The sequence below is a fragment of the Chitinophaga ginsengisoli genome (genome assembly GCF_003014595.1).
Classification (GTDB): domain Bacteria; phylum Bacteroidota; class Bacteroidia; order Chitinophagales; family Chitinophagaceae; genus Chitinophaga; species Chitinophaga ginsengisoli.
The window spans coordinates 12,714-39,128 of sequence record NZ_PYGK01000021.1 but is presented as its reverse complement, the minus strand read 5'-3'; the positions used below and the strand labels follow the sequence as shown (position 1 = coordinate 39,128).

Genomic DNA, 26,415 nt, shown 5'->3' with positions numbered 1-26,415 from the left:
ATATTTCGCTGAGAAGACAAAATATATTTTTTCATTATAACTAGTGTTAACGGACATCCGTTACCTCATTCAGCACATCTATAATGATCTTACACGCCTGTCGGATCTCTTCCTCATTGATAATCAAGGGGGGAGCAATACGCAGGCATTCCGGCGCAAAAAGGAACCAGTCGGTCAGTAAACCTCTTTCGATGCAGGCATCTATCACCTTTTTATTCATCGCAAAGCTCTCAAATTCAACGGCCATCATCAGTCCGAGGGAACGGACTTCTTTAATAGCCGGATGTTGAAGGTATTGGTGAAATAACTGCCCTTTCGCCTTCACAGTGTCTATCAGGTTGCTTTCCAGCAATACCTTAAAACCCGCCATCCCCGCTGCACAGATCACAGGATGACCGCCAAAGGTGGTCATATGTCCCAGTACCGGTTTATTGGTCAGGCTCCACATGATCTCTTTATCAGCAATAAAAGCTCCCATGGGCATACCGCCTCCCAGTGCTTTTCCCAGTAACAGGATATCAGGTACTACGTCCGCCTGCTCAAAGGCCCATAAAGTGCCATTTCGTCCCAGGCCACACTGTATCTCATCCAATACCATCAGGGTACCTGTAGCGGTACATTTTTCCCGGATGGCCTGCAGCCATTCTTTCTGCGGCACCCGTACGCCAGCTTCCGCCTGCACCGTTTCCAGTATGATACAAGCCGTACGATCGGTAATCTGGTCTATTGCTTCCCAGGTATTGTAAGTAAGGTGCTGTATGTCAGGCAATAATGGTCTGTAAGCATTCCGCCAGGCCTCATCTCCCATAATACTCATAGCACCCTGGGTAGAACCGTGATAGCTCTTCTCAAAAGCGATGATCTCTGTCCTCCCGGTATAACGTTTGGCCAGTTTCATCGCGCCCTCCACCGCCTCAGCGCCTGAATTGGTGAAATAAACACTATTGAGAGATGCCGGCAGGTGCTGTGTTAATAAGGTAGCAAAGCCCACCTGTGGCGACTGGATCAGCTCTCCATATACCAGCAGATGCATATACTGTTCCGCCTGTTCTTTAATAGCGTCCACTACAGCAGGATGTGAATGTCCCACGTTACACACACTGATACCGGCAATCAGGTCCATGATCTTTTTGCCTTCGGTATCCCACATATACATACCGGATGCCTTCACTATTTCAAGTGCCATTGGCGCATCTGACAGCTGGGCCACATGACGTAAAAAGAGTTGTCTGTTATTCATGCTGCGGCAAAAATACATTAAAGAATCAGTAGGGCATTGACAAGATACCGGTGCTGCATCCTGCTGACAGCAGACCTATACGAATTTCTTTACTTTTGCGTTAAAACTTACTATATGCCTGTCATCTTACCGGTTAAAGGAATACTGCCAACAATAGGGAACGACTGTTTTATTGCGCCTAATGCAACAATTGTAGGAGACGTGGTAATGGGAGACCAGTGCAGCGTTTGGTTCAATGCAGTGATCCGCGGAGATGTGAACAGCATCAGGATGGGAAATAAGGTAAATGTGCAGGACGGTGCTGTCATTCACTGCACCTATGAGAAAACACAGGCTATTATCGGTAACAACGTTTCTATCGGACATAATGCACTTGTGCATGGCTGCACAGTGGAAGATAACGTATTAATAGGCATGGGCGCTATCGTGATGGATAATGCACACATTGGCAGTAATACCATCATCGCCGCCGGCGCCGTTGTGCTGGAAGGAACCCAGGTAGAACCCGGCTCCATCTATGCAGGCGTACCCGCCAAAAAGGTGAAAGATATCAGTCAATCCCTTATCAGTGGCGAGATAGACCGCATTGCCAACAACTATATCATGTACTCCGGCTGGTTTAAGGACGCGCCGGAAAGTAAATGACATATTTTAATTATCTTGCATCTAATAATCACCTTGCCTTATGAAAAAACTATTACTACTAATGGTGGTGTGCGGTATGCTTGCTGCCAGCTGTAAGGTAGAGCGCACCGGTTGCCCCAGCAACAACTACTATTCTACTAAGAATGTAAAACAAAATAAGTCTTCATCCAGGCAGATGAATGGCCGGGTATTTTAATTAATACAGCATCCTATGAAAAGATTTTTACTCTTCGTACTGGTGATATCCCTCATCGGACTATCCGCCTGCCGTACCAGGAAAACAGGTTGTCCTACTCCCCGCAAGAACTGGGGGGCTGAGAAGCTGCTGGACGAAATGAGCGCGCCCAAAAGGAAAAAGAATCGATAATTATTATCGGTCAGACGCTTTAACCGCGATAGTGATCAGTATTGCTCTTCCTGTATGGTTTCCAGGATGGATGCATAACTGACATACCTGTTCACATCGATCTCTCCGGCTTCTACCGCCGCCTTTACGGCACATCCCGGTTCATTGATATGCAGACAGTTATTGAACTGACACTGGGGTAAATAAGCCTGCATTTCGAGGAAATAATGCGATAACTCCGTTTTGGGAATATCTACAATACCAAACTCACGTACGCCCGGCGTATCAATCAGTTTACCACCTGCCGGCAGGTCATACATCTCTGCATAAGTAGTAGTATGCAGTCCTTTCCCGCTCCATCCACTCACGGCCTTGGTACGCAGGTCAAGGCCCGGCAGCAGCCGATTGATCAGGGAAGATTTACCTACGCCGGAATGCCCGGCCATCAGCGTGGTCTTATCCTTCATCTCAGCCACTAACTCGTCTATACCAGATTCTTTTTCGGCTGACACCAGCAGTACTTTATACCCAATGTCTTCGTACAATGCCTGTAATTCGGCAAACTTGTCCAGGTCTTTCTCTTTATAAATATCTCTTTTGTTAAATACCAGTATCACAGGGATGTGATAGGCTGCCGCCGTTACAAGGAAGCGGTCCATAAACCCATTGGAAGTGCGTGGTTCCTTCACGGTGCAGATCAACATGGCCTGGTCCAGGTTGGCAGCCACAATATGTTTCTGATTCTTTTTATGAGGAGAGCTGCGCACTATATAATTCCGGCGATCCTTTATCTCCGTGATCATGGCATTTTGTGCAGTGGCATCTCCGTCCTCCCGCACAATCTCCACAACATCGCCCACAGCGATAGGGTTTGTAGAGGTAATATCCTCATCAATCTTCATGACCCCTTTGATACGGGCCTGGAATGCTTCTCCCGTAGTTGTTTTGGCTGTATACCAGCTTCCGGTGGATTTGTAAATGGTTGCTTGCAAATTCTCTTTTTAGTGATTCAGGCTGTAAAGTTAGGGGGTTTTTCGGATCAGTTGAACACTTACAGAGAAGTCGCGTGGCTCAGCTCCTTCAGAGGCTACATGGTCATAGCGCAGTATGATAATCATGAAATCAGCCAACGAGATCATTCGCGGCGATTAGCCCGCCAGTGGCGCGGCTGTGTAGGATAGATAAAAAAAGCAGGCCCCGGGAAAAAAATTCTCCGGGGCCTGCTTTTTTTATGTAATTATTTTACGGCAGACTTCTGAAAGCTGTATATCTCAGCACCACTTCCAGTAGTATACATGCCAGTGCCAGCATCGCCAGCGGGAAGAAATGTTCTGCAAAACGTTTATAGGAAGTGATCTCTACTTTCGTTTTCTCCAGTTTATCGATCTCACCGTAGATATTTTCCAGTTCTTTGTTGTTGGTAGCCCTGAAATATTTACCGCCTGTTTCAGCAGATATCTTTTTCATCAGTGGCTCATCCAGCTGTACATCCTGCATCTGCATCTGTATAGAACCGTCAGGCATAGTCATCGGGAAAGGCGCCTTTCCTACCGTACCCACGCCGATCGTATATACGCGGATCTTAAATGCCTTGCTGATTTCCAGTGCTGTGAGCGGATCTATCAGACCTGTATTGTTCACACCATCTGTCAGGAGGATGATCACTTTACTCTTCGCCTTGCTGGTACGTAAGCGGTCTACAGAAGTAGCTAGTCCCATACCAATAGCAGTACCGTCCTGCAGCATACCACTCTTTACCAGTGCGATCTGATTTTTCAGTACGCCATGATCTGTTGTGATGGGGCATTGTGTAAAGCTCTCTCCTGAGAAGATCACCAGACCAATACGGTCGCTGATACGGCTGTCCACAAAATTCATCGCTACTTTCTTTGCAGCCTCCAGCCTGTCTGGCTGCAGGTCCTGTGCCAGCATACTACCTGAAATGTCGATTGCCATCACGATGTCTATCCCTTCACTATCGATGCTTTCAGAGGTATTGCTTGTTTGCGGTCTGGCCAGCGCTACTACCAGTGCAGTAAAAGCCAGGAGGCGCAGTACCAGTAATACGGGACGCATGGTCACCTTCCACGAAACAGGTAATCCTTTCAATCCCTGCAGGGAAGACATTTCCATGGCTGCCTGCCGGCGCTGCTGCCGGGCGATGTACCAGTAGATCATTACCGGTATCAGCGCCAGTAGCCCGAAGAAGGCTGGGTGGGCAAATTCAATACTTTTCCAGATCGAAAAATCCATTTATTAATAATAATTTCTCTTTTGAAGGAGGAGCGACCTACTTACGCAGACTGCTTTGTTTCTTCTTTTCCGGCTTCGGCGGCTACAGCTTTTTCCACTGCAGGCTTCGTCCATGCCACTATTTCCTGTGCATGCTGCATAGCGCCTTCATGCTCTTCCGGAGATGGCGTCATTTTCGCAAACTTCGCCAGATCGGCCAGACTTAACAGCGCGCGTAATTTATCACGCTGCTGATTCAGAATGGTGACAGGCTTGATATGTTGCAATAACTCTTCTGATGTCTGTTCGAGCGCCGGAATGTTAAACTGGTGCTCAAAATAAGTACGCAGAATATCGGTAAGCCGGGTATAATACTGTTTGATATTTCCTGACTGCCAAACCTTCTCCGATTTCAGCTGCTCCAACTGTTGCAATGCTATTTCGTAAGGCGGCACCACAGCCACTACAGGAGGAGGAACTACCTTTTTCGGCCTGCTGCGGAAATACACGAACAGTCCTACGCCTACCAGCGCGACTGTAATACCAATAGCAAAATACAGCCAGTAATCCCAGAAGCTCCAACCAACAGTACGTACGCCTTTAATAGGCTTAAAAGCTTTTGTAGTATCGACTTCAACAGTGTTTACATCGATGCTGAGTGGCCCTGTGAAAGCGGAATCAGTAATATTGCCACCGCTCACCAGGTCGAAACGCAGTGCCGGAATATCCCAGCGGCCGGAATCAAAACTGGTCAGCACAATGGTCTGACCCAACAGCTTCGTATTACCTTGCGCGGTGGTATCCAGCGGGGAACGGCGTACTACCTCAAAATGTCCGAAGGAATCCGGGATCTGCGGGAATACCACATTCATGCCTTGCGGCGGCATGCTGGCAGACAGGTGTAATTTTACCTGCTCCCCTAGACGTATCCTGTCAGTATCTGCCTGCGCTTTTACATCTATCTGTTGTTGTGCAGAAGAGATGAAAGGCGCCAGTACGAATCCCAGCAGGAAAAAGAAAATAAGACGTTTAACTATAATAGGTTTAACCATATTAGTACTTGCTCAGCTTTAAACTATCACCTGTTTACGAAAAAGGATTGTAAGGCTTTTACATAATCTTCATCCGTACGTATGCTGATAAGCTCTGCCCCACTTTTCTTGAAAGAGTTACGGCAATATTGTACATGCTGATGGAACTGCTGTGTATAATACTGCTGCACTTTCTTATCAGAAGAATCCACCCACTGACGATCACCTGTTTCCAGGTCATTCATCTGGATCAGGCCAACAGAAGGCAATTCCTTATCACGCTGATCGTAAATGTGAACGCCCACCATATCATGCCGTTTGGATGCAATGTTCAGTGCATCCTGGTAACTACCTGTTAAGAAGTCACTCATCAGGAACACGATGCTCCTTTTCTTGTTGGCGTTGTTGAAGAAACGAAGTGTCTCTTTGATATTGGTGCCTTTGCGTTTAGGTTCGAAAGAGATCAGTTCACGGATGATGAACAGGATATGCGATTTACCTTTCTTAGGCGGGATGTATTTTTCTACGCCATCACTAAAGAAGATAACGCCTACTTTATCGTTGTTGTTGATAGCGGAAAATGCGAGTACGGCACACAATTCGGTCATCATGTTCCGTTTGTTCTGCCTGGCGGTACCAAAGACGGAACTTTCACTCACATCCACCATTAACATCACCGTCAGCTCACGTTCCTCTTCGAATACCTTTACGAACGGGTGATTGAAACGCGCTGTCACGTTCCAGTCAATAGACCGGATATCATCTCCGAACTGGTATTCCCTTACTTCACTGAAAGACATACCACGGCCTTTGAATGCACTGTGATATTCCCCTGAGAATATATGATTGGAGAGGCCCCTGGTCTTTATTTCCAGTCGCCTTACTCTTTTTAGTATTTCTGCAGTATCCACCGGTAATGATTAAAATGAATAATGATTCACATCGCTGTCACACAGCACCTATCAAGGTACTTCTACTGCATTCAGGATCTCGCTCAGAATGTTCTCGCTGGTTACATTCTCAGCTTCCGCTTCGTAGGTCAGACCCACACGGTGACGCATTACATCAAAGCAGATGCTGCGTACATCTTCAGGGATCACATATCCTCTGCGTTTAGTGAATGCATATGCTTTAGCTGCCATGGCGAGACTGATACTTGCCCTTGGTGAACCACCATAAGAGATCAGTGGTTTCAGTTTCTGCAGTTTGTAATCTTCAGGATTACGGGTGGCGAAAACGATATCAAGGATATACCGTTCTATCTTTTCGTCCATATACACTTCACGTACCAGTTTACGCGCAGTTATAATATCTGAAGGCTGTACTACCGGGTTGATGGTCGCAGTAGCCTGAGGATTCAGGTTCTGACGGATGATGTGCAGTTCTTCTTCTTTCGTAGGATAACCGATCGTTACTTTCAGCATAAAACGGTCTACCTGCGCTTCAGGCAGCATGTAGGTACCTTCCTGCTCGATCGGGTTCTGGGTAGCCAGTACCAGGAACGGATCATCCAGTTTGAAAGTAGTATCGCCGATGGTGATCTGTCTTTCCTGCATCGCTTCCAGCAGGGCACTCTGCACCTTTGCCGGGGCACGGTTGATCTCATCCGCCAGGATAAAATTGGCGAAGATCGGACCACGACGCACCACAAACTCATTCTTTTGCTGGTTATATATCATCGTACCTACCACGTCGGCCGGCAACAGGTCCGGTGTGAACTGTATACGGCTGAATTTCGCATTAATAGCAGATGACAGGGATTTAATGGACAATGTTTTTGCCAGACCGGGCACCCCTTCCAGCAGTACGTGACCACCTGCCAGCAGGCCGATAAGCAACCTTTCTACCATGTAACGCTGACCAACGATCACCTTACCGAGTTCCAGGTTCAACAGGTCCACAAATGCGCTGGCCTGATGGATCTTTTCGTTCAATTGACGGATATCCGAAGTATTCTCCATGCTTATTTATTATTTACAAGTTTGCTAAAGTAAACATTCCGCCGGTAATACCTTACGCCCAGCGCAGGATCTGCCCGTTAAAATGCTGTTAATAATAACATTATAAATGACAAATTACGAATTACGTTCATGATTATCAGGGAACTGCGGTTTTTCAGGTTTTCCTTATATCAGAAAATGGTCATTCATAAGTCTCACTAACTCATCCGTCCAAATTAATAAAGCCTGAGCATATTTATATCATCTTTTTTTATAACGTACATTTGCAAACGTAACTTCTCCATACGGAGCTCATAATTAAATATTTAGAAGATGCAGGAAGAATTCGCGCAGCAATGGAAACGGGTGGAGGAAATGCTGACTGAACGTTTCGGAAAGAAACCGAACATGGAAGCAATACTCTTTTTAATAGGCATCCAGGAGCTGGGCCACATGAAAAAGAAATTCACCAAAGAGCAGAAACAGGACCTCATGCATGTGGCCACCTGTACACTGCTCAGCCAGAGTGGTTATTTTGAACTGGAAGGCTATGATAAGGATGGCTGGCCTCACTTTAAAGAGGCACAACCCGTTCCTAAAATGAATATGATGGAGCAGGAAAGATTCCTGCAGGAACATATCATCGCCTACTTTGACGATCTTGAGGGGCGCTGACAGCGCTCCTCTTTCCCTTCTGACTAAACCGGATAAGCAAAATGTCCTTACACCATATCACCCCCATCACACCCAACCAGCTGGCTACACTGGTACAACTGGAACAGCAGACCTTCACGGAAACTTTTAAAGACGTTTATACCCCGGAAGATCTCGCCACCTTTCTGCATGATAAGAAAAGCCCGGAAGTACTGGCTGAAGAAATGACCAGTCCCGACGCGCTTTTCTTTATACTCTGGCAACAGGATGTAGCGGCCGGCTATCTGAAGTTAAATCTGTACAAACAACCGGACAATGATGGCCCACTGCCCGCGCCTGTGATGGAAGTGGAGAGAATATATGTACTAAAGCAGTTCCAGGGCCTGGGACTGGGAAAACAGCTCATTGAGCACAGTTACCGGATTGCTGCAGAAAACGCGATCTCAACAATCTGGCTCGGCGTTTGGGAACATAACCACAAGGCTATCCGTTTCTATCAGCAACAGGGATTCGAAAAGTTCGGAGAACATTTCTTCCATATCGGCAACCAGGCTGATACAGACTGGCTCATGAAAAAACATCTATCATAAACCCAACCCGCATGAAAAAACAGCTACTCCTACTGGTATTATTACTTTCATTTGGTACCGTCATGGCGAAGAACCGCAAAGTAAAGATCATCACACCTTATGGCACGATGATCATCAGACTGTATGATCAGACCCCACAACACAGGGACAATTTCATCAAACTTGTAAAATCGCATTTCTACGACAGCACCCTCTTTCATCGCGTTATTAATACTTTCATGATACAGGGAGGCGATCCTGAGTCAAAACACGCACAGGCAGGCGCGATGCTAGGCAACGGCGATGTGAATTATACCATCCCTGCCGAATTCGAGCTGGATCTTTATCACATAAAAGGCGCACTGGCGGCTGCACGTGATAACAATCCCACGAAAGCAAGTTCCGGCTGTCAGTTCTATATCGTACAGGGAAAGAAGTGGACAGACGAACAACTGGACAAACTGGAACAGACACGCCTGGGAGGCCGTAAGATACCGGTAGATCAGCGGGAACATTACAAGAACATCGGCGGCACACCACAGCTGGACCAGAGTTATACTATATTCGGACAGGTAGTGAAGGGAATGGACGTGATCGACAAGATCGCCACACAAAAAACAGATGCGCATGATCGTCCTTTAACAGATGTACCCATGAAAATAAGATTGATACATAAATTCCTTTTCTTTTAGTACGTCTATTCTCAACTGGAATTTCCTTAATTTTACCGCTTAAAATCAAACTTGCCATGAATTTTCCATCAAACCTGCGTTACACCAAAGACCATGAATGGGTTCTCCTGGAAGGTAATACAGCGACAATTGGTATTACTGAATTTGCACAGCGTGAATTAGGTGATATCGTTTTTATAGACATTCCTACTATTGGTAAAACACTGGGAGCTGAAGAAGTATTCGGTACCGTAGAAGCTGTAAAAACTGTGTCTGACCTGTTCCTGCCTGTTGCTGGTACTATCAACGAGCTCAATCCGGAACTGGACGCTTCTCCGGAACTGGTAAACCAGGAGCCTTACGGCGAGGGTTGGATGATCAAAATGACCGTTAACAATCCTGCCGATGTAGCAGGTCTGCTGGACGCTGCTGCTTATCAAGCGCTGGTTGGCGAATAATCCGCTCATCACTCCCCACGATATTTTAATAAAAGGTTAAAAAGGGTATAACCCGGCAAAGTTTAAGGTTATAAGGTTGGCAACAACTTTATAACCTTATAACTTTACGGACTAAACTTGATACAGGTGCCAGCAATGAAAATTATTCGATACTATCTGCCAGCCACTATCTGGATATTGATGGTACTATATGTATGTACGATACCCGGCGAGAAGATTCCCTCTTCTCCCTTTTTCGAGAAGATCCATATGGATAAGATCGTACACTTCGGGCTATTTGGTGGAACAGTGTTTCTGCTGTGCCTTGGTGTATATCTGCAAAAGAGGGAGCTGTCTAAGTTCACCCTGACTATCATTGCCCTCTCTGCATCCTTTTATGGTCTCGCTATTGAATATATCCAGAAATATGTTGCTATTCACCGCAGCTTCGACATGAGTGATGTGGCAGCAGATACTGTCGGCGCCATAGCAGGTATCATCGCGTTTAATCTTGTAAGGAAGTGGTGGCTGAAATAAGTTACCTGTCCGCTTTTTCCGGCTGAATGATGATAAAATGAATAAGCGGATAGACCTCCCTGATCATCTTCCGGATACGGGTAATCGCCTCATTAATATCCTCCGTATCCAGGTCATCCCTGAAAGTGACGAGCAGTAACAACATCACTTCTTCCGGCGATTGATAAGTAGAAAATTGATGCTGTACTTTCACAATGGCCGGATCTTTTTCCACGATACTCCTGATATGCTGCTGCGTAGCGGGTGCTATACCTTCCCCCATCAACAGGCTGTGACTTTCCCGTGCAAGTAATACAGATACAATACTGAGAATGATCCCCACTATTAGTGACGCTGCCCCATCCAGGTACGGATTGTTATAATGATGCCCCAGGTATACCATGATAGCAACTACTATCAATCCTGTCACGGCAGCACTGTCTTCAAACAACACGATAAAACTTGCGGGGTCTTTACTGCGATGAATGGCCTTCCACCAGGATTGCTCTCCACGCACCTTGTCAAATTCCCTGATAGCCACTACCAGCGATGTACCTTCAAACAAAAGGGAACAGGCCAGTACGATATAGTTCCAGGTGGGGTCTTCCAGCACCGGGGGATGTTTAATATGAATAACGCCCTGATAAAATGAAATACAGCCACCCACACCAAAGATGAGAATAGACACAATAAATGACCAGAAGTATACTTCCTTTCCATATCCGAAAGGTCTCCGTTCATCAGGCGAACGCTTACTACGCCTGATTCCGAACAGTAACAGGAACTGGTTGGTAGTGTCCACCACAGAATGGACACCCTCTGAGATCATCGCAGAACTGTTGGTAGCTGCACCGGAAATAAATTTGATCACTGCAATCAGCAGATTGGCTGCCAATGCTGTATAAATTGTTTTATTGTTAGCTGCCATATATCCTGATGGGGCCTCAAAATCGTGCCAATGGGGTAGTGGGTTACCCTGGGGATATCGGGGGGCGAGGGGGTATCGGCATACCCGGGGTTATCACCCCGGGCTACAAACAAAACGGCTCCGCTGGAGCCGATCTATGTTTGTTAAATACATTATCTGAAAACCAACATAGATTAGGTGACAGCTTCCGGAAAAAAAAAGCCCCCGCATTAGCGGAGGCCCTGTATGATAGTTTTATCAATTCAATATTATTACTGGCCAGATTCTTTCTTCGCATCAGACTTCATCTTGTCGTTCGCGAAGATGGAGAATTCTACACGACGGTTCTTAGCCTTATTAGCATCTGAGTTATTAGGTACTACTGGCTGAGTTGCACCATACCAATAAGCCTGCACACGGTTAGCAGCCACACCCTGTGCTTTCAGGAAGTTACTTACTGCCACTGCACGTCTTTCAGAAAGCTTCATGTTGTAGTCGTATGTACCGGTAGTATCGGTATGTCCTTCCACACGTACATAAGTGTCAGGATATTTATTCAGAATAGTAGTCAGTTCCTTAATATTCTGCTGTGCCTGTGCAGTCAGGTCTGATTTGTCAAAACCAAACAGTACGCCGGAAGCAAATGTCACATTGATACCTTCACCTACACGCTCAACGGTTGCATTTGGCACCTGGTTCTTGATTTCCTGCGCCTGCTTATCCATCTTCTTACCGATCAATACACCTGCACCACCACCAACGGCAGCACCAATGATAGCACCTAAGGCAGTATTACCTGCAGCTTTACCGATAATAGCACCGGTTGCAGCACCGCCACCAACGCCAATTACAGCGCCTTTCTTGGTGTTATCCATGCCTTGCCAGGTTTTACAACCAAATAACATCGATGCGGACAGTACAATAGCTACAATAGGATTTATTCTTTTCATCTTAAATTAATTTAAAGTTCTTTTAATATGCTAGTTGTTCTTATGCGTTTTCTATAGACAAATATGCTGCCAGATTTTGAAAGTGGAAGCATACCAATTCACTAAATATTATTATGCGCGCAAATGTAATGTATAATTATTAACTGCCCACTTTCAGCTTTTCTGCGTTTTCAGCAAATTGCAGCGCCTGTAGCATTTCCTGGATATCACCGTTCATGAAAGCATCCAGGTTGTACATGGTCATACCGATGCGGTGATCCGTTACGCGCCCCTGGGGATAATTATACGTCCTGATCTTGGCAGAACGGTCGCCGGTAGACACAAGGCTTTTACGCTGTGAAGCGATCGCTTCTTCATGCTTACGCACTGCTGCTTCATATATACGGCTACGCAGCATTTTCATGGCAATATCCCTGTTGGAGTGCTGGCTACGCCCTTCCTGACATTCTACTACCACACCGGTAGGTATGTGCGTCAGGCGCACGGCAGATTCCGTTTTGTTTACGTGCTGACCGCCCGCACCGGAGGAACGGAAGGTATCCATCTTGATATCGGCTTCCCTTACATCTACGTCCACCTCTTCCGCTTCGGGCAAGATGGCCACGGTAGCGGCAGAAGTATGCACACGGCCCTGGGTTTCAGTGGCCGGTACACGCTGTACGCGGTGTACACCGGATTCAAACTTCAAGGTGCCATAGACATCATCGCCGGTCACTTCCACAACCACCTCTTTATAACCACCCGCAGCGCCCGCAGTCTCACTCATGATATTGGTGCTCCAGCCCTTTGTTTCGCAATAACGCAGGTACATACGCAGCAGGTCTCCGGCAAAGAGGCTCGCCTCATCACCACCGGTACCTCCACGGATCTCCAGCATGGCATTCTTTTCATCCTGCGGATCTTTCGGGATCAGCAGGTTGCGGATCGTGTCTTCCAGTTCCAGCTTCTGGTTCTGAAGGGACTCGGTTTCTTCCTTTGCCAGCTCCCTCATTTCGTCATCACCGCTTTCCAGTACTTCTTTATTAAAAGCGATGCTGTCAAGTAACTTCAGGTAGGCATCGTGCGCCTTTACGATCTTCTCCAGCTGACGGTATTCCTTACTCAGCTTACTGAATTGTTTATTATCACTAACTATCTCAGGGTTAGTCAGCGCCAGCGATACCTGCTCAAAACGGCCCTTTATCGCATCAAGTTTATCTATCATAATTATCTTTGTTGGGAGGATATGAATGCCCTTTGGCCATCCACCTCCTCTGACTGGGCGCAAAATTAATATAATTACTACATGTCTCAACAGCTGAAATTTAAGGGTACGGCATTATTTAACGGGCGGCAGTTATTGCCCGGCAGTATGGTACTGGTATTATCTGACAAGGGGATTGTCCAGGATATTGTGCACGAGAGTGTGGCGGGCGATGATGTACAGCAGCTGAATGGCCTGCTGAGTCCCGGTTTTATTAATACTCACTGCCACCTGGAATTATCCCATATGGGCGGGATTGTACCCGAAGGGACGGGCCTCCCGGCATTCCTGACGAGTGTGATGGAAAAAAGAGGACAGCAGGATGTCCTTGCCCAGGAGGCTGCCATGCAACAGGCGGCTACCGCGATGTGGGAGAGTGGGATCAGCGCCGTAGGCGACATTTGCAATGGGACCGCCACCCTGGCATTCAAGAAAGATTCCCCCCTGTACTACCACTCATTCATAGAATGTATGGGCTTTGTGCCCGGTTTTGCGCAGCAACGTTATGAGTATAGCCTGGACATACTCAGGCAGTTCAGGGAATTAAATGGTCCGGGACATTCCTGCTCTATTGTACCCCATGCACCTTATTCTGTGAGTGAAGCACTTTTCTCCCTGCTGTCAGCTACGCCGGATAATATGCCTATCAGCATTCATAACCAGGAATGTGAAGCAGAGAACAGCCTGTACCAGGACAAAACAGGCGCTTTCCTTGACTTTTACAAGCATTTCAACATGGATGCTTCGGCTTTTACCCCCTCCGGCACCAACAGTCTGCCGGCATGGCTGCCCTGGTTCAGGCAATTGCCGGTAATACTGGTACACAATACCTATACTACTGAACAGGATATTGCCTATACAAGGGAGCTGGCGCCCCGGGCATACTGGTGCCTCTGTCCGCAGGCCAATCTGTATATAGAGAACCGTATCCCTGATATAGGCCTGCTCCGCAGTCAGGGCTGTACCATCACCCTGGGTACCGACAGCCTGGCCTCCAATCATCAGTTATCTATCTGGCAGGAAATTCAGACTATACGCAGGCACTACTCAAATATTGCGCTGGAAGAAATATTACAATGGGCTACACTGAATGGTGCCATGGCACTTGGCATTGAGGGTAAATATGGCAGTTTCGAAAAAGGCAGACAACCCGGAGTAACATTAATAGATGAGAAGGAAAGCCGCAGGATTCTCTAATTTCGCGCCCAGAAGAATGCAAACGTAAGCTATGAACAATTTACTCGACCAGGTTATACTTGGTAACCCTATCCAAAACTATTTTATACTGGCAATTATATTGCTGTTTGTGTCCATGATCAAACGTTACCTCTCAAGATGGCTGGCTACCCAGCTATATAAAGAGGTACGGCGTTGGGCGCCCGAGATTGGCCAGCATGAATTTTCGCATCTGTTGCTGGTACCACTGGAGTACTTCCTGCTGCTGATCACCTTCATGCTGACGGTCGATCACCTGAACTTCCCGCCAGAGCTGGACGTACCCGTGTACAATGGATTCACCTTGAAGCTGCTGCTCCATACCCTCATGGAACTGGCGCTCACTGTATCTATTATATGGATCATCCTGCGTGTGATCGATTTTATCTCGCTCATGATAAGTAAGAGCGCAGATCTGTCGCACGATATTACTGACAACCAGTTCATCGTATTTTTCAGGGACTTCTTTAAAGCCATCGTCTTCATCTTTGGCGCTATCGCTTTCATACGTATCCTCTTCGGTGCGGTGCTGGTGAACAAGATCATTGCTGGTCTCGGTATCGGTGCTGCTGCCCTTGCACTCGCTGCCAAGGAAAGCATTGAGAACCTGATCTGTTCCTTTATCATCTTTTTCGATAAACCTTTCCGTGTAGGCGATTCTGTAAGAGTGGACTCCTTCCAGGGCAATGTTGAAAAGATCGGCCTGCGCAGCACCCGCATCCGCACACTGGAAAAAACATATGTGACCGTACCTAATAAAAAGATGGTGGATAGTGTGCTGGATAACCTTACCCTGCGTACGCACCAACGTGCTGCGTTGAGAGTAGAAGTGGCAGGCGATACCCCTGCGGATAATCTGATGCAGGTACTGCAGGATATCAAACAATTACTGACCGCCAATGAAAAAGTGCAGGATGGCTTTATTGTGAACCTGAATGAATTCACCAAAGACACTTATGTGATCCAGATCATTTACCTGACGCCCGTTATTGAGGGAGTACCATACAATGCCCTTCGCAACGAGATCAACCTGGCAGTGATTGCCATCATGGAAAAGAGGGGTGTGAAGCTGTCAAGTACAAAAGTGGAGATCCACGAAAAATAAAAAAATCCCGGGCAGCTAACCTGCCCGGGATTTTTGTTTATACTGGATAATTAAACTCAGTCTTTATCTTTCCTGTTTGCTTTCAGCAGGATCTTCGCCATATCACTTTCCAGGGATTCACCCACTTCTCCGCTTACACGACCGATCTCTTTTCCGTCGCGGAACATAATGAAGGTAGGCAGTTTCTTTACGTTATAATTTATGGGAGCGTCGCTGTTCAGTTTTTCATCAGCGCCATAGGTCAGCACCTGTTCTTCAGGGCTTCCGCCGAGGATCATGATCTTATATAATGCAGGCAGCAGCTGGCGGCTCTGGTCTTCCCATGTACCGACTACAGCCACTACATTGAATTTACCGCGATTGTCCTTGATGTAGTTCAGCATGTTATCATTAGGCTGATATCCGTTCACACCAGTATAGAACCAGGCAAAAGCGCTGTCATTCATTAATGTCTTCATTTCTATTTTTCCTTTCAGCGCCTTCTTACCGTTGGATGCACGGCTTGCTGTGGTTTGCGCCCATGTCAGGGTTGACAGTAACAGACCGCCAACCAGGAGTAGTGATTTCAATCGCATGATGTATTTTTATAATTGTTCCTTGAGTTCAGTTAGAAAACCCTTTACCTTTAGCAAAGCTTGTACCATTTCGAAACTGCGGGCTGCCAGTTTGCGATCTTCTTTTAATTTCTGCTTTGCACCTTCAATGGTGTATTTTCTTTCTCTTAGTAAATGATAGATCAGTTTCAGATGCTGAATGTCCTCCTGGCGGAATAATCTGTCTCCTTTACGGTTCTTTTTAGGCTGTAAAATATCAAACTCATTTTCCCAGTAACGGATCAATGATGTATTTACACGGAACATCGTTGCCACTTCACTGATTGAGTAGTATTGCTTATCCAGCGGAATAGCATCCAGCGCCTTCATCAGGTCCGGATCATCTGCTACTTCCTTCAATGATTTTCTGCCGCGTTTTTTCTGCGGTGGCTGTATGGCCGTAACGGATGTGCCTGTGCCTGTAAAAGGAACGGGCGGGAGATTATCAGGCGGCATCTGCACCTGTATCTTCACGGGAATCTCCACCTCCGGCAAGGGCTTAGGAGGCGGCTTCTGAACAGTAACCGGCTCAGGTACCGGTTCTGGTACTGGCGGTTTCGGTTTCGGATCCGGTGAAGAAAAGAGGTCCAGTTGTTGCATCATGGCACCAAATTACAAAATTCTCCACTGTTATTGCAGGTTCAGCTTTAACAAGTTAGTCGAATGACTGGTTGCCAGAGGCGGCAATTTTCAACATACGGTCAAACTCTTCGGGCGAAAGGTCATTAAAGAAGAAGTATACAGGATCAACTTTTTCTCCGTTTTTCACTACTTCATAGTGGCAGTGAGGCCCTGTGGATTTACCGGTGCTACCTACCCAACCCAGTACTTCGCCGCGTTTTACGACAGCGCCAGGTTTCACTTTTATACGTAGCATGTGACCATATAATGTCTTATAGCCATAACCGTGGTTGATCAGTACGTGGTTACCATAACCGACTGCGCTGGAGCTGGCATCTTCCACAACGCCATCGCCGGTAGCATAGATAGGAGTACCTGCAGGAGCAGCGAAATCCAGTCCGGAGTGATATTTTACAGTTTTATAGATGGGGTCAATACGATAACCAAAACCGGAAGCGATACGTTTCAGGTCTTTGTTGGCCACAGGTTGAATAGCCGGAATAGACGCCAGCATTTTCTGTTTATTCTTTACCAGGTCGTCGATCTTTTCATAAGATTTTGCCTGTGTGGCGATGCGGTGTAATAATTCCTGCAGCAATGCGCCGGTACTGGCAATGATCTCGCTGCTGGAGAATGACTGTAACTGGGTCAGCTCTTCCTCTTTTTCCTTACTTCCCGCGCGGGCACTGTCCGGAATAGGGGATGCTTCGAAGATAACACGGTAGATCTCATTATCACGATGCTCCAGTTCTGCCAGCTTGGACTTTACGTCATTCATGCGGTCTTCCATGGCTTCATAGCGCTCATTCATCACCTCTATCTCCCGTCGTAGTCTCTTTTCTTTGGGGGAATCCAGTACACGATAGGATATTGACAAAAATATAAACCCTGTTACGATGGCAGCAGAGACAAATCCCAGTATCCTCAATAGTTTCACCCGCATCGACACTACGAGCTTCTCATATTTCAGTGTCTGTGTATTATAAAAGTATTTTACCTTCTTCATGTACCGGCCTTAAGCATTTAAGCAGAACCTACATTCCCAATGGAAGTCCCTTGTTTTACTTTTAAATAGGGTTAAACAGATATGGATGAGAGGGTATATAGACTTTTTCAATATTTTTGCACTCCTTCCGCCCAGGCGGCAGGGTGTGCAAACCTAATGGAAATAGCGTAAAAGGGCAATCTTTTGAATGTCAATTTTCTAAACACCACTAGTTGGCCTAAAATACAAATTAAAGCCATTTAGGTGACACAAAATTATAATACATACCAATTATTTCAAATACTTATGACAGCTCCTGAGATTCGTCAGCAATTCCTGGACTTTTTTGTGTCCAAAGGCCACCACATCGTGCCTTCTGCTCCTATCGTAGTAAAAAACGATCCTACCCTGCTGTTTACCAACGCGGGCATGAACCAGTTTAAAGACTACTTCCTGGGCAATAGGGCGGCGGCCTGGAAGAGAGTGGTGGATACCCAGAAGTGCCTTCGCGTAAGCGGAAAACACAACGACCTGGAAGAGGTGGGCATCGATACCTACCACCATACCATGTTCGAAATGCTGGGTAACTGGAGCTTTGGCGACTATTTTAAGAAAGAAGCGATCGACTGGAGCTGGGAACTGCTCACAGAGGTCTATAAAATACCGAAAGACCGTCTTTATGTAACTGTTTTTGAAGGAGACGCAAAGGAAAACCTGGAAAAAGACCAGGAAGCTTACGATTTCTGGAAAAAGCACATTTCAGAAGACCGTATCCTGATGGGCAATAAGAAAGACAATTTCTGGGAAATGGGAGATACCGGTCCTTGCGGTCCCTGCTCCGAGATCCATGTTGACTGCCGTCCGGATAGTGAAAGAGCCCTGGTGGATGGTAAAACAAGGGTAAATGCCGATGATCCGCAGGTGATCGAGATCTGGAACAACGTATTCATGCAGTTCAACCGCCTGAAAGACAAGTCACTGGAACCACTTCCTGCGAAACATGTGGATACCGGTATGGGCTTCGAGCGACTGGTAAGGGTATTGCAGGGTAAGAACTCCAACTACGATACAGACATCTTCTCGGGCACTATCGAACATACAGAGAAACTGACCGGGCTGAAATACGGTCGTACCGACAGTAAACAGGACGTGGCATTCCGCGTACTGGCAGACCACATCCGCGCTATCTGTTTCGCTATCGCCGATGGTCAGCTACCTTCTAACAATGGCGCAGGCTATGTGATCCGCCGTATCCTCCGCCGTGCGGTGAGGTATTATTATTCCTTCCTGAACCGGAAAACGCCCCTGCTCCATGAACTGGTACCGGTACTGGCACAGCAGTTTGCCACGGTATTCCCGGAACTGCAGCTGCAGGTAGACTTTGTGACCAAGGTGGTATTCGAAGAAGAAAATAACTTCCTCCGTACCCTGGAAAGTGGTATCCGCAGAATAGAAGACTTCATGGGCAATGCCAAACAGAAAGCTGTTGACGGCAGAACAGCCTTCGAATTATATGATACTTACGGCTTCCCATATGACCTTACCAGCCTGATAGCCAGTGAAAAAGGCTTCTCTGTAGACGAGAAAGGTTTTGAAGTTGCCATGGAAGAACAGAAAACCCGTTCCCGCGCAGCAACTGAGCTGGATATGGGCGACTGGACCGTACTGGATGAGAACCCGGTATCTGTTTTTGTTGGCTACGAACTATCAGAAACAGCAACTTCCGTTACCAAATACCGCAAGATCAAGGCAAAGGGTAAGGAGCAGTACCAGCTGGTATTGTCCCAGACGCCTTTCTACGCAGAAAGCGGCGGACAGGTAGGAGATACCGGCACCCTGACCTTCAATGGTGAATCCATCAACGTAACAGACACTAAGAAGGAAAATAACCTGATCGTTCACTTTGTAGATAAACTGCCTGCAGATATTACCACTACTGCAAAAGCCGTGATCAACAAACAAAACCGTCAGTCTACCACGCTGAACCACTCTGCCACCCACCTCTTACACGCGGCACTCCGCCAGGTACTGGGTACACACGTGGCACAGAAAGGTTCCCTGGTAAACCCGGAATATCTGCGCTTCGACTTCTCTCACTTCGCGAAAGTGACGGATGAAGAGCTTGAAAAAATTGAAAACATTGTTAACGAAAAGATCCGTGCCAATATACCTGTAGTAATTCAGGAACTGCCGAAAGATGAAGCCCTGAAACTAGGTGCTATGGCGCTTTTTGGTGAGAAATACGGTGATATCGTACGTGTAGTAATTATGGATCCCGCCTACTCTGTAGAGCTTTGTGGTGGTACCCACATCGGTGCTACCGGAGAACTGGGCCTCTTCAAATTCACCGCTGAAAGCGCGGTAGCTGCAGGTGTACGTCGTATTGAAGCCTTAACCGGCAGCAATGCACTGGCATTTGTAGATGCACAGCTGAAACAGCTGAAGGAGATCAAAGCAGCCCTCAAGAATCCAAAAGATCCTGTCACAGCTGTTGAGACCCTGCTCCAGGATAAAACATCCCTCGAAAAACAACTCGAAGTGCTGGAACAGGAGAAGGTACGTCAGTTGTCAGCCGGCTTGCAGCAACAGGTAGAACAGATCAATGGTATCAACTTCCTCGGCAAGATCGTAGATGTCAACAACGCAGATGCGCTGAAACAGCTGTGCTTCGCCCTGAAGAATGAAATTGAGAATCACGTGCTGGTCTTTGCAGCGAATATCGGCGGTAAAGCGAATGTGGCCCTCATGATCTCTGACAACCTGGTAGCTGAGAAAGGCCTGGAAGCGCCGAAGATCATCAAAGAAAAGATCGCCCCGATCATCAAAGGCGGCGGCGGCGGACAGAAATCATTCGCAACTGCCGGCGGACAGGAAGCGGGTCAGCTGGATCAGGTGATTACACAGGTGAAGGCGATGTTGTAAGAGATTAGAAAAATCAAGACATACAGAGAGAGGATATCAGTGTTGATATCCTCTTTTTTTATGTCACAAAGCTTACATTATTTCTTCACATCATCCTCCGGAGGTAATGTGGTTATCCGGAGAGGCTTTGAACGGACGGCCTCCGCCAGCTTCTTCTGATATTGCTGCTCTATTTTCCTGCGCTCACGCTTTGATTTAGGGATCCACGTAGCCGTGTAACCAGTCGAAACTATGTTCAAACGTTCAATACACAAATTCGTCACTACAACTTCCCAATTGTTTTTTGAAAGAGAATCCGGCACCAGCATAGGCCCTTCTGTCGCAGGCATTCCGGTTGTATCACTTTTGCTTACCTGTGATCCAGCTGGCACGTCGGTAGTGTCCTTTTGCTCTATCTGCGGAGCAAGATCTACCGGGTGTTGATTGGCTACGGCATTTGAGGCGATACCTGCCGCCAATGCTGTACTCACCAGTAACGCGGGCACAAGGGCATTTGCCCGTTCTTTTTCTATAGCCAACAGATCCCTGTTAAGCTGACTTTCGCTGAATCGTCCACATATAGGTCCTTTACTATCAAGGAATATCCTTGCAACTTCATGATCGGCGAGTTTGGTAAAGTCGATTATTGTCTTCGAACAATGTCCGCAATATCTCCCGCTATCCACAGGATGCATATCGTCCCATGACTGTGTGCATGGCACCGGGATGTCTATTTTAAACGGAATGTTTCTTTTCATAGATCTAATAACAATAGGGATTTTATCGAAAATAATTCTTTAGGCATCAATACTTCCCCACTTCGCCTATTTTAACTTTTCGTTTATTACAACCCCTCCTAAATTTGCTTTGTTAACTACAATATCACTATATAAAAAGGAGGAAATTATGAGCAAGCTATTGCAAACCCTCACACTGGCAAGCATTACCTGCTTTGCTTTTAGCTCTGCCACGATCGCGCAGGATAAGAAGGGCGATAAACTGGGAGAGTACGATGAGATCGTTATCAAACGCAACAGTAACAAAGATGGGAAAGTGACCATCGAGATCAAGGATGGCAATGTTCTGGTAGACGGGGAAAAAATGGATGCTTATAAAGACGGGGATCTTTCTGTTTACAGACGCCGCATCAGGCCTGTAGATGGCAATAACTTCAACTTCGCCCCCCGTGGAGGAGTACAGCTTTTCAACGACGATGAGGGCGATGATACAGCCGGTGGCATGATGGATATCAAGCCAGGGAAAGCGGTACTGGGTGTATTCACTGAAAAGAAAGAAGCCGCAGGCGCAACTGTACGAGAAGTCGCGAAAGAGAGTCCTGCAGAAAAAGCAGGTATCAAACCCGGAGATGTCATCACCCGTGTAGATGCGGATAAGATCAGTGAACCACATGACCTGTTTGAAAAGATCGGCGCTCACGATCCTGGTGATAAGGTGACCATCACTTACCTGCGCGACAAAAAAGAGAATACAGCTACAGTTACGCTGGATGAAAGAAAAGATGTTGGCACACTGCAACTCTTCCCTCGTGGTAGTGGCGCACAGGGCTTCCGTCGTGCTCCCCGCGGAGAATTTAACTTCGGAGATAATTTCCCCGGATTTGGCGGACCTAACCACTTCCGTGGTTTCAATGAGGACAATGACGCTAAGCTGGGATTGTCCGTACAGGATACCGAAGAGGGCAATGGCGCAGAGGTGTTGAGTGTAGCCCCTGGCTCCGCCGCTGAAAAAGCCGGATTTAAAGCGAAGGATATTATTACGCAGCTGGCGGGTGACGATGTTAATTCTACCCGCGATGTGGCCAATGCTTATCGCTCCAATAAGGATAAGGGTACCATCACTGCCCAGGTGAAAAGGAATGGTCAGCAGAAGACTTTGGAAATTAAAGTCCCTAAGAAACTGCATAAGGCTGATTTATAAGTAGATACGCTGTTCAAAAAAAGGATGCTTCTCCCTCAGGAAGCATCCTTTTTTTATGTCCGGATAGGTTTACCAAAGGTTTACCTCAACCACATGTGTAAGGTATGGCAAGGGAGATATAATGCATTTATCTACTATAAAGATCATTCCTTTATAAATCAGTACATAACAAGGTATTTATATCGTCTCAGCAAAGCTGCTATCATAGTGTGTTTCCTGAGATAACCCATATATAACCCATATATAAGCCATATATGACCCATATATAATCCATATTCGAGAGATATGGGTTATATATGGGTTATATATGGCTGGATGATGGTTTATAGATGAGTTATCATAGAGAACACACAGGTATAACACTAGCTTAGGAGTACGACAAGACCGTACTCCAGGCAGGTATTGAACTGTATAATCTTACTTATTTGGAAATGGCAGTGAGTGCTGGTACTGGTATTATATTGCCAGCTGTTCTATGCTTTACCGTCGCTTCTTCGACGCGTCTTCTCCGCTTCTTCGACGCTTGTTCTCTCAGGTAAAAGAGGGGTCAAAAAACATAATCAATTAACAAACAATTAGTTGCATTTTTAACAACTATATTATTAGCCTAAAACATCATATCAAAATAGTATCAGTCGCTTATCTCATCAGCCAGCGGACTATTTTGAGCTTATTTTTGAAAGGCGGATACTTCATCGCTATATCGATCCAGGTACCGGTTTTCATGATGCTTTTCGGGTGTGTAAACGTCGTAAAACTGTATTTCCCATGGTATTGCCCCATGCCGCTTTGCCCAACGCCCCCGAAAGGCAGTTCAGGGTTTGTAAAATGCCCGAGGGTATTATTGATACATCCGCCGCCGAAACTCAGCTGTTCAGTAACCATCTTTTCTGTATCGCTTCTTTTTGTAAACAGGTACAGGGATAATGGCTTTGGTTGCTGCTTAACAAGCCTGACAGCTTCTTCCAGGGCACTGAAAGTAAGCACCGGCAGGATAGGGCCGAATATCTCCTCCTGCATGACGGGACTATCCCAGGCAACATCTTCCAGCAGGGTAGGCGCTATAAACAGCGCATTTTCATCAACAGTTCCCCCATGCAGGACCTTTCCCTGTTGCAGATACCCGTTCAGGGCAGCAAACCTTTTTTTATTGATGATCCGGGCATAGTCCGGACTGTTAACAGGGTCTTTCCCGAAAAATTTAACGATGGCCTTTTGCATGGCGGCTACCAGCTCCTCCTTCACACTGCTGTGTACCAGTACGTAATCCGGCGCTATACAAGTTTGTCCGGCGTTCCAGAATTTTCCCCATACGATGCGTTTAGCAGCCACCCGGATATTTACCTTATCATCCACAATCACGGGAGATTTCCCTCCCAGTTCCAGCGTCACAGGCGTCAGGTGAGGGATAGCCAGTTCCATGACCTTACGGCCAATGGCAGCGCTTCCGGTAAAGAACACATGATCAAAACGGTGCTGCATCAGATCGGGGATGACCACGCCACCATCTCCCTCTACGGCAGTAATGTAAGCCGGATCGAAAGTTTCTTTGATAAGGGCAGCTATTACTGCAGATGTATTAGGTGCCAGTTCAGATGGTTTGACGACTGCACAGTTTCCGCCGGCAATAGCGCCTGCCAGCGGTGCCATGATCAGCTGAAAAGGATAATTCCAGGGCCCGATGATCAGGGTGAGTCCCAGGGGTACGCGGTGTATCCTGCTCTTGCTGGGATACATGATAAAGGGACTGTTCACATCTTCCGGTTTCATCCACCGTTTCAGGTTGCTGAGCAGATAGGCTATTTCGACGTAAAGGAACCCTATTTCGCTGCTGTAAGCCTCGACAGGGTGTTTGTGCAGGTCGGCATGCAAAGCGGCTAAAATATCCTTTTCCCGCTTTTTAATAGCCACTTTCAGCAGCTTAAGCTGACGGCGGCGGAATGTATAGGGCAGGGTCTTGCCTGACGCAAAAAAGTCTTGCTGTACGTTATAAACATCCTGGGTATTCATACTACCCTGAAGGTACTGAAAATGATAAAAGTGGAGATTGTTCGCTTATTCCGGAAGGGAGGTATAGGAAAACAGAATATAGGTTGAATGGTTCTGCAACACAAGAATACTAAAATTTTGTTAAATTCCAATAATATTCTCCGGATTCCCCTTTCTACCCTTCATTATATATATTTGCGCTAATAGCAGAAGATCATCATGAGCGCAGCCATCGATTTTGATAAATATGAGGTAGTAATTGGTCTGGAAGTACATGCCCAGTTACTGACAGAAAGCAAATTATTTTGTGGAGACAGTGCAGCTTTCGGAGGCGCGCCTAATACCCATATCAGTCCTATTACACTGGGTCATCCCGGTACACTTCCCATGCTGAACCGCAAGGCGGTGGAATATGCCATCCGGCTGGGACTGGCCTGCCAGAGCAGGATTGAAAGGGACAACTATTTTGCCCGTAAGAACTATTTTTACCCGGATCTTCCGAAAGGATACCAGATCTCGCAACATACTGCCCCCATCTGTGATGGAGGTATCGTCACCATTCCCGTTGCTAACGGAGAAAGGCAGATCCAACTGAACCGCATCCACCTGGAAGAAGATGCCGGAAAATCCATGCACGACCAGGACCCATCTTTCACCATGGTGGACTACAACCGTGCCGGTGTTCCCCTGGTAGAGATCGTGACAGAACCCGACCTGCATAGCAGTGACGAGGTATATTCATTCCTGACCACCCTCCGCAGGCTGGTACGCTGGCTCGATGTGTGCGATGGTAACATGGAGGAAGGAAGCATGCGCTGTGATGCCAATATCTCCATCCGCCTGAAAGGAGAGACCAAACTAGGTACCAAGGTAGAAGTAAAGAACCTCAACTCCATCCGTAACGTAAAACGTGCGGTAGAGGGAGAAATAAAACGCCAGATCACTATCGTAGAAAGCGGCGGCACCATCATGCAGGAAACAAGGAGTTTTGATGCCGGCAATGGCACCTCTTTCTCCCTACGTTCCAAGGAAGAAGCGAATGATTACCGTTATTTCCCTGAACCAGACCTGGCGCCCTTCCATCTGACAGACGAATACCTGGACAGTATCCTGAAAGCACTGCCCGAACTGCCGGATGCCATGGTACTACGGTTTGTCAGTCAATACGGCCTGCCCGAATACGACGCCCGCGTGATCTGTGATGACAAGGCTACGGCAGACTATTATTCTCAGGTAGCCACGATCATTCCTGCATATAAAGCAGTGGCCAACTGGTTACTGGGCCCCGTTAAATCCACCCTCAACGAGCAGGGTGTGTCTATGGCGGAATTCCCGTTGGCACCAGCTGCATTGGCCGGCCTGATACAACTTGTTGAAGATGGAAAGGTCAGCTTCTCCATCGCTTCTTCCCGCATCTTCCCGGAACTGTTGCAACACCCTGCAGAACAGCCATTGGATATTGCTACCCGCCTTAACCTCCTTCAGGATAACAATGCAAATAACATTGCACCTATTATTGATGAAGTCCTCGCTAAGTATCCGGACAAAGTAGCCGAATTCCGCAGTGGTAAAAAAGGATTGATGGGACTCTTTGTAGGAGAGGTGATGAAACTCTCCAAAGGCAAAGCTGATCCTAAACTGACAAATCAGCTGCTGGCAGAAAAACTGAAATAATTATAACTGATCA

27 protein-coding genes are annotated in these 26,415 nt (G+C 46.8%); 13 read left to right on the top strand and 14 right to left on the bottom strand.

Annotated elements, in window-relative coordinates; translation table 11 throughout:
• Positions 1–46: 46 nt before the first annotated feature.
• A complete protein-coding gene (locus CLV42_RS31035) occupies positions 47–1,240 on the bottom strand; it encodes an aspartate aminotransferase family protein (protein WP_106605834.1) in 1,194 nt (397 codons plus the stop codon).
• Positions 1,241–1,354: 114 nt separating this feature from the next.
• Here CLV42_RS31035 and CLV42_RS31030 point away from each other — a divergent pair, with 114 nt between their 5' ends.
• Genes CLV42_RS31030 through CLV42_RS34070 form a run of 3 tightly spaced genes read left to right on the top strand, consistent with a single transcriptional unit; the run spans position 1,355 to position 2,252 of the window.
• On the top strand, positions 1,355–1,885 hold the full coding sequence (locus CLV42_RS31030) for a gamma carbonic anhydrase family protein (RefSeq protein ID WP_106605833.1): 531 nt from the start codon (positions 1,355–1,357) through the stop codon (positions 1,883–1,885).
• Between the two features lie 40 nt (positions 1,886–1,925).
• Positions 1,926–2,081 (top strand): hypothetical protein, encoded by a 156-nt coding sequence (locus tag CLV42_RS34075; RefSeq protein WP_170117718.1) that lies wholly within the window; start codon positions 1,926–1,928, stop codon positions 2,079–2,081.
• A 15-nt stretch (positions 2,082–2,096) separates the two neighbouring features.
• Positions 2,097–2,252: a hypothetical protein gene (locus CLV42_RS34070; protein ID WP_170117717.1), complete on the top strand. Its 156-nt coding sequence runs from the start codon at positions 2,097–2,099 to the stop codon at positions 2,250–2,252.
• Positions 2,253–2,287: 35 nt separating this feature from the next.
• On the opposite strand, the gene rsgA is transcribed toward CLV42_RS34070, so the two are convergent.
• From rsgA to CLV42_RS31005, 5 genes are all read right to left on the bottom strand, one after another.
• Complete coding sequence (rsgA, locus tag CLV42_RS31025) at positions 2,288–3,223, bottom strand: ribosome small subunit-dependent GTPase A (protein WP_106605832.1); 936 nt, start codon at positions 3,221–3,223, stop codon at positions 2,288–2,290.
• Positions 3,224–3,473: 250 nt separating this feature from the next.
• A complete protein-coding gene (locus CLV42_RS31020) occupies positions 3,474–4,484 on the bottom strand; it encodes a vWA domain-containing protein (protein ID WP_106605831.1) in 1,011 nt (336 codons plus the stop codon).
• A 41-nt stretch (positions 4,485–4,525) separates the two neighbouring features.
• Positions 4,526–5,515: a hypothetical protein gene (locus tag CLV42_RS31015; protein ID WP_106605830.1), complete on the bottom strand. Its 990-nt coding sequence runs from the start codon at positions 5,513–5,515 to the stop codon at positions 4,526–4,528.
• Positions 5,516–5,541: 26 nt separating this feature from the next.
• Positions 5,542–6,405 carry a DUF58 domain-containing protein gene (locus CLV42_RS31010; protein ID WP_106605829.1) on the bottom strand — a complete coding sequence of 288 codons (864 nt, stop codon included), beginning with the start codon at positions 6,403–6,405 and terminating at the stop codon, positions 5,542–5,544.
• Between the two features lie 51 nt (positions 6,406–6,456).
• Positions 6,457–7,455: an AAA family ATPase gene (locus CLV42_RS31005; RefSeq protein WP_106605828.1), complete on the bottom strand. Its 999-nt coding sequence runs from the start codon at positions 7,453–7,455 to the stop codon at positions 6,457–6,459.
• A gap of 312 nt (positions 7,456–7,767) precedes the next feature.
• Between CLV42_RS31005 and CLV42_RS31000 the strand changes: the two genes are divergently transcribed.
• The 5 genes from CLV42_RS31000 to CLV42_RS30980 all read left to right on the top strand — a co-directional run bounded on the left by CLV42_RS31000 (position 7,768) and on the right by CLV42_RS30980 (position 10,302).
• The gene (locus CLV42_RS31000) at positions 7,768–8,109 is read left to right on the top strand and encodes a hypothetical protein (RefSeq protein WP_106605827.1); all 342 of its coding nucleotides are present in this window, start codon (positions 7,768–7,770) and stop codon (positions 8,107–8,109) included.
• A gap of 41 nt (positions 8,110–8,150) precedes the next feature.
• Entirely contained in the window at positions 8,151–8,678 is a 528-nt protein-coding gene (locus CLV42_RS30995; RefSeq protein ID WP_106605826.1) for a GNAT family N-acetyltransferase, read from the top strand.
• An 11-nt stretch (positions 8,679–8,689) separates the two neighbouring features.
• Complete coding sequence (locus CLV42_RS30990) at positions 8,690–9,349, top strand: peptidylprolyl isomerase (RefSeq protein ID WP_106605825.1); 660 nt, start codon at positions 8,690–8,692, stop codon at positions 9,347–9,349.
• 56 nt (positions 9,350–9,405) lie between these two features.
• Positions 9,406–9,786, top strand: coding sequence for a glycine cleavage system protein GcvH (gcvH, locus tag CLV42_RS30985; protein ID WP_106605824.1), 381 nt, complete (start codon positions 9,406–9,408; stop codon positions 9,784–9,786).
• 135 nt (positions 9,787–9,921) lie between these two features.
• Complete coding sequence (locus tag CLV42_RS30980; RefSeq protein WP_106605823.1) at positions 9,922–10,302, top strand: VanZ family protein; 381 nt, start codon at positions 9,922–9,924, stop codon at positions 10,300–10,302.
• Between the two features lies 1 nt (position 10,303).
• On the opposite strand, the gene CLV42_RS30975 is transcribed toward CLV42_RS30980, so the two are convergent.
• From CLV42_RS30975 to prfA, 3 genes are all read right to left on the bottom strand, one after another.
• Positions 10,304–11,209 carry a cation diffusion facilitator family transporter gene (locus CLV42_RS30975; RefSeq protein WP_106605822.1) on the bottom strand — a complete coding sequence of 302 codons (906 nt, stop codon included), beginning with the start codon at positions 11,207–11,209 and terminating at the stop codon, positions 10,304–10,306.
• Between the two features lie 251 nt (positions 11,210–11,460).
• Positions 11,461–12,138 (bottom strand): OmpA family protein, encoded by a 678-nt coding sequence (locus CLV42_RS30970; RefSeq protein ID WP_106605821.1) that lies wholly within the window; start codon positions 12,136–12,138, stop codon positions 11,461–11,463.
• A 139-nt stretch (positions 12,139–12,277) separates the two neighbouring features.
• Complete coding sequence (gene prfA, locus CLV42_RS30965; RefSeq protein ID WP_106605820.1) at positions 12,278–13,342, bottom strand: peptide chain release factor 1; 1,065 nt, start codon at positions 13,340–13,342, stop codon at positions 12,278–12,280.
• A gap of 81 nt (positions 13,343–13,423) precedes the next feature.
• On the opposite strand from prfA, the gene CLV42_RS30960 reads away from it, so the two are divergent.
• Complete coding sequence (locus tag CLV42_RS30960; protein ID WP_106605819.1) at positions 13,424–14,578, top strand: amidohydrolase family protein; 1,155 nt, start codon at positions 13,424–13,426, stop codon at positions 14,576–14,578.
• A 31-nt stretch (positions 14,579–14,609) separates the two neighbouring features.
• On the top strand, positions 14,610–15,701 hold the full coding sequence (locus CLV42_RS30955) for a mechanosensitive ion channel family protein (RefSeq protein ID WP_106605818.1): 1,092 nt from the start codon (positions 14,610–14,612) through the stop codon (positions 15,699–15,701).
• 56 nt (positions 15,702–15,757) lie between these two features.
• Here the strand turns inward: CLV42_RS30955 and CLV42_RS30950 are convergent, their stop codons facing one another.
• The 3 genes from CLV42_RS30950 to CLV42_RS30940 are packed head-to-tail and all read right to left on the bottom strand — an operon-like array spanning position 15,758 to position 17,921.
• Complete coding sequence (locus tag CLV42_RS30950; protein WP_106605817.1) at positions 15,758–16,276, bottom strand: thioredoxin family protein; 519 nt, start codon at positions 16,274–16,276, stop codon at positions 15,758–15,760.
• A gap of 9 nt (positions 16,277–16,285) precedes the next feature.
• Positions 16,286–16,897 (bottom strand): MerR family transcriptional regulator, encoded by a 612-nt coding sequence (locus CLV42_RS34365; protein ID WP_245901781.1) that lies wholly within the window; start codon positions 16,895–16,897, stop codon positions 16,286–16,288.
• 52 nt (positions 16,898–16,949) lie between these two features.
• On the bottom strand, positions 16,950–17,921 hold the full coding sequence (locus CLV42_RS30940) for a M23 family metallopeptidase (protein ID WP_106605816.1): 972 nt from the start codon (positions 17,919–17,921) through the stop codon (positions 16,950–16,952).
• 285 nt (positions 17,922–18,206) lie between these two features.
• Here CLV42_RS30940 and alaS point away from each other — a divergent pair, with 285 nt between their 5' ends.
• Complete coding sequence (alaS, locus tag CLV42_RS30935; RefSeq protein ID WP_106605815.1) at positions 18,207–20,822, top strand: alanine--tRNA ligase; 2,616 nt, start codon at positions 18,207–18,209, stop codon at positions 20,820–20,822.
• 77 nt (positions 20,823–20,899) lie between these two features.
• Here the strand turns inward: alaS and CLV42_RS30930 are convergent, their stop codons facing one another.
• Complete coding sequence (locus CLV42_RS30930; protein WP_106605814.1) at positions 20,900–21,559, bottom strand: hypothetical protein; 660 nt, start codon at positions 21,557–21,559, stop codon at positions 20,900–20,902.
• 148 nt (positions 21,560–21,707) lie between these two features.
• On the opposite strand from CLV42_RS30930, the gene CLV42_RS30925 reads away from it, so the two are divergent.
• Complete coding sequence (locus CLV42_RS30925) at positions 21,708–22,739, top strand: PDZ domain-containing protein (protein ID WP_106605813.1); 1,032 nt, start codon at positions 21,708–21,710, stop codon at positions 22,737–22,739.
• Positions 22,740–23,378: 639 nt separating this feature from the next.
• Here the strand turns inward: CLV42_RS30925 and CLV42_RS30920 are convergent.
• Positions 23,379–24,749: an aldehyde dehydrogenase gene (locus CLV42_RS30920; protein WP_106605812.1), complete on the bottom strand. Its 1,371-nt coding sequence runs from the start codon at positions 24,747–24,749 to the stop codon at positions 23,379–23,381.
• A gap of 198 nt (positions 24,750–24,947) precedes the next feature.
• On the opposite strand from CLV42_RS30920, the gene gatB reads away from it, so the two are divergent.
• Entirely contained in the window at positions 24,948–26,402 is a 1,455-nt protein-coding gene (gene gatB / locus CLV42_RS30915) for an Asp-tRNA(Asn)/Glu-tRNA(Gln) amidotransferase subunit GatB (protein WP_106605811.1), read from the top strand.
• The last annotated feature ends 13 nt before the right edge of the window (positions 26,403–26,415 follow it).

Bases quoted from the DNA above. Each gene is read 5' to 3' on its own strand.
- CLV42_RS30960 (WP_106605819.1), top strand. From the start codon at position 13,424: ATGTCTCAACAGCTGAAATTTAAGGGTACGGCATTATTTAACGGGCGG.
- CLV42_RS30925 (WP_106605813.1), top strand. From the start codon at position 21,708: ATGAGCAAGCTATTGCAAACCCTCACACTGGCAAGCATTACCTGCTTT.
- CLV42_RS30955 (WP_106605818.1), top strand. From the start codon at position 14,610: ATGAACAATTTACTCGACCAGGTTATACTTGGTAACCCTATCCAAAAC.
- prfA (WP_106605820.1), bottom strand. From the start codon at position 13,342: ATGATAGATAAACTTGATGCGATAAAGGGCCGTTTTGAGCAGGTATCG.
- CLV42_RS31030 (WP_106605833.1), top strand. From the start codon at position 1,355: ATGCCTGTCATCTTACCGGTTAAAGGAATACTGCCAACAATAGGGAAC.
- CLV42_RS31015 (WP_106605830.1), bottom strand. From the start codon at position 5,515: ATGGTTAAACCTATTATAGTTAAACGTCTTATTTTCTTTTTCCTGCTG.
- alaS (WP_106605815.1), top strand. From the start codon at position 18,207: ATGACAGCTCCTGAGATTCGTCAGCAATTCCTGGACTTTTTTGTGTCC.
- CLV42_RS30995 (WP_106605826.1), top strand. From the start codon at position 8,151: ATGTCCTTACACCATATCACCCCCATCACACCCAACCAGCTGGCTACA.
- CLV42_RS30950 (WP_106605817.1), bottom strand. From the start codon at position 16,276: ATGCGATTGAAATCACTACTCCTGGTTGGCGGTCTGTTACTGTCAACC.
- CLV42_RS30930 (WP_106605814.1), bottom strand. From the start codon at position 21,559: ATGAAAAGAAACATTCCGTTTAAAATAGACATCCCGGTGCCATGCACA.
- CLV42_RS30990 (WP_106605825.1), top strand. From the start codon at position 8,690: ATGAAAAAACAGCTACTCCTACTGGTATTATTACTTTCATTTGGTACC.
- CLV42_RS31000 (WP_106605827.1), top strand. From the start codon at position 7,768: ATGCAGGAAGAATTCGCGCAGCAATGGAAACGGGTGGAGGAAATGCTG.
- gcvH (WP_106605824.1), top strand. From the start codon at position 9,406: ATGAATTTTCCATCAAACCTGCGTTACACCAAAGACCATGAATGGGTT.
- CLV42_RS31020 (WP_106605831.1), bottom strand. From the start codon at position 4,484: ATGGATTTTTCGATCTGGAAAAGTATTGAATTTGCCCACCCAGCCTTC.
- CLV42_RS31035 (WP_106605834.1), bottom strand. From the start codon at position 1,240: ATGAATAACAGACAACTCTTTTTACGTCATGTGGCCCAGCTGTCAGAT.
- CLV42_RS30980 (WP_106605823.1), top strand. From the start codon at position 9,922: ATGAAAATTATTCGATACTATCTGCCAGCCACTATCTGGATATTGATG.
- gatB (WP_106605811.1), top strand. From the start codon at position 24,948: ATGAGCGCAGCCATCGATTTTGATAAATATGAGGTAGTAATTGGTCTG.
- CLV42_RS30970 (WP_106605821.1), bottom strand. From the start codon at position 12,138: ATGAAAAGAATAAATCCTATTGTAGCTATTGTACTGTCCGCATCGATG.
- CLV42_RS30920 (WP_106605812.1), bottom strand. From the start codon at position 24,749: ATGAATACCCAGGATGTTTATAACGTACAGCAAGACTTTTTTGCGTCA.
- CLV42_RS31005 (WP_106605828.1), bottom strand. From the start codon at position 7,455: ATGGAGAATACTTCGGATATCCGTCAATTGAACGAAAAGATCCATCAG.
- CLV42_RS34070 (WP_170117717.1), top strand. From the start codon at position 2,097: ATGAAAAGATTTTTACTCTTCGTACTGGTGATATCCCTCATCGGACTA.
- CLV42_RS34075 (WP_170117718.1), top strand. From the start codon at position 1,926: ATGAAAAAACTATTACTACTAATGGTGGTGTGCGGTATGCTTGCTGCC.
- CLV42_RS34365 (WP_245901781.1), bottom strand. From the start codon at position 16,897: ATGATGCAACAACTGGACCTCTTTTCTTCACCGGATCCGAAACCGAAA.
- CLV42_RS30975 (WP_106605822.1), bottom strand. From the start codon at position 11,209: ATGGCAGCTAACAATAAAACAATTTATACAGCATTGGCAGCCAATCTG.
- CLV42_RS30940 (WP_106605816.1), bottom strand. From the start codon at position 17,921: ATGAAGAAGGTAAAATACTTTTATAATACACAGACACTGAAATATGAG.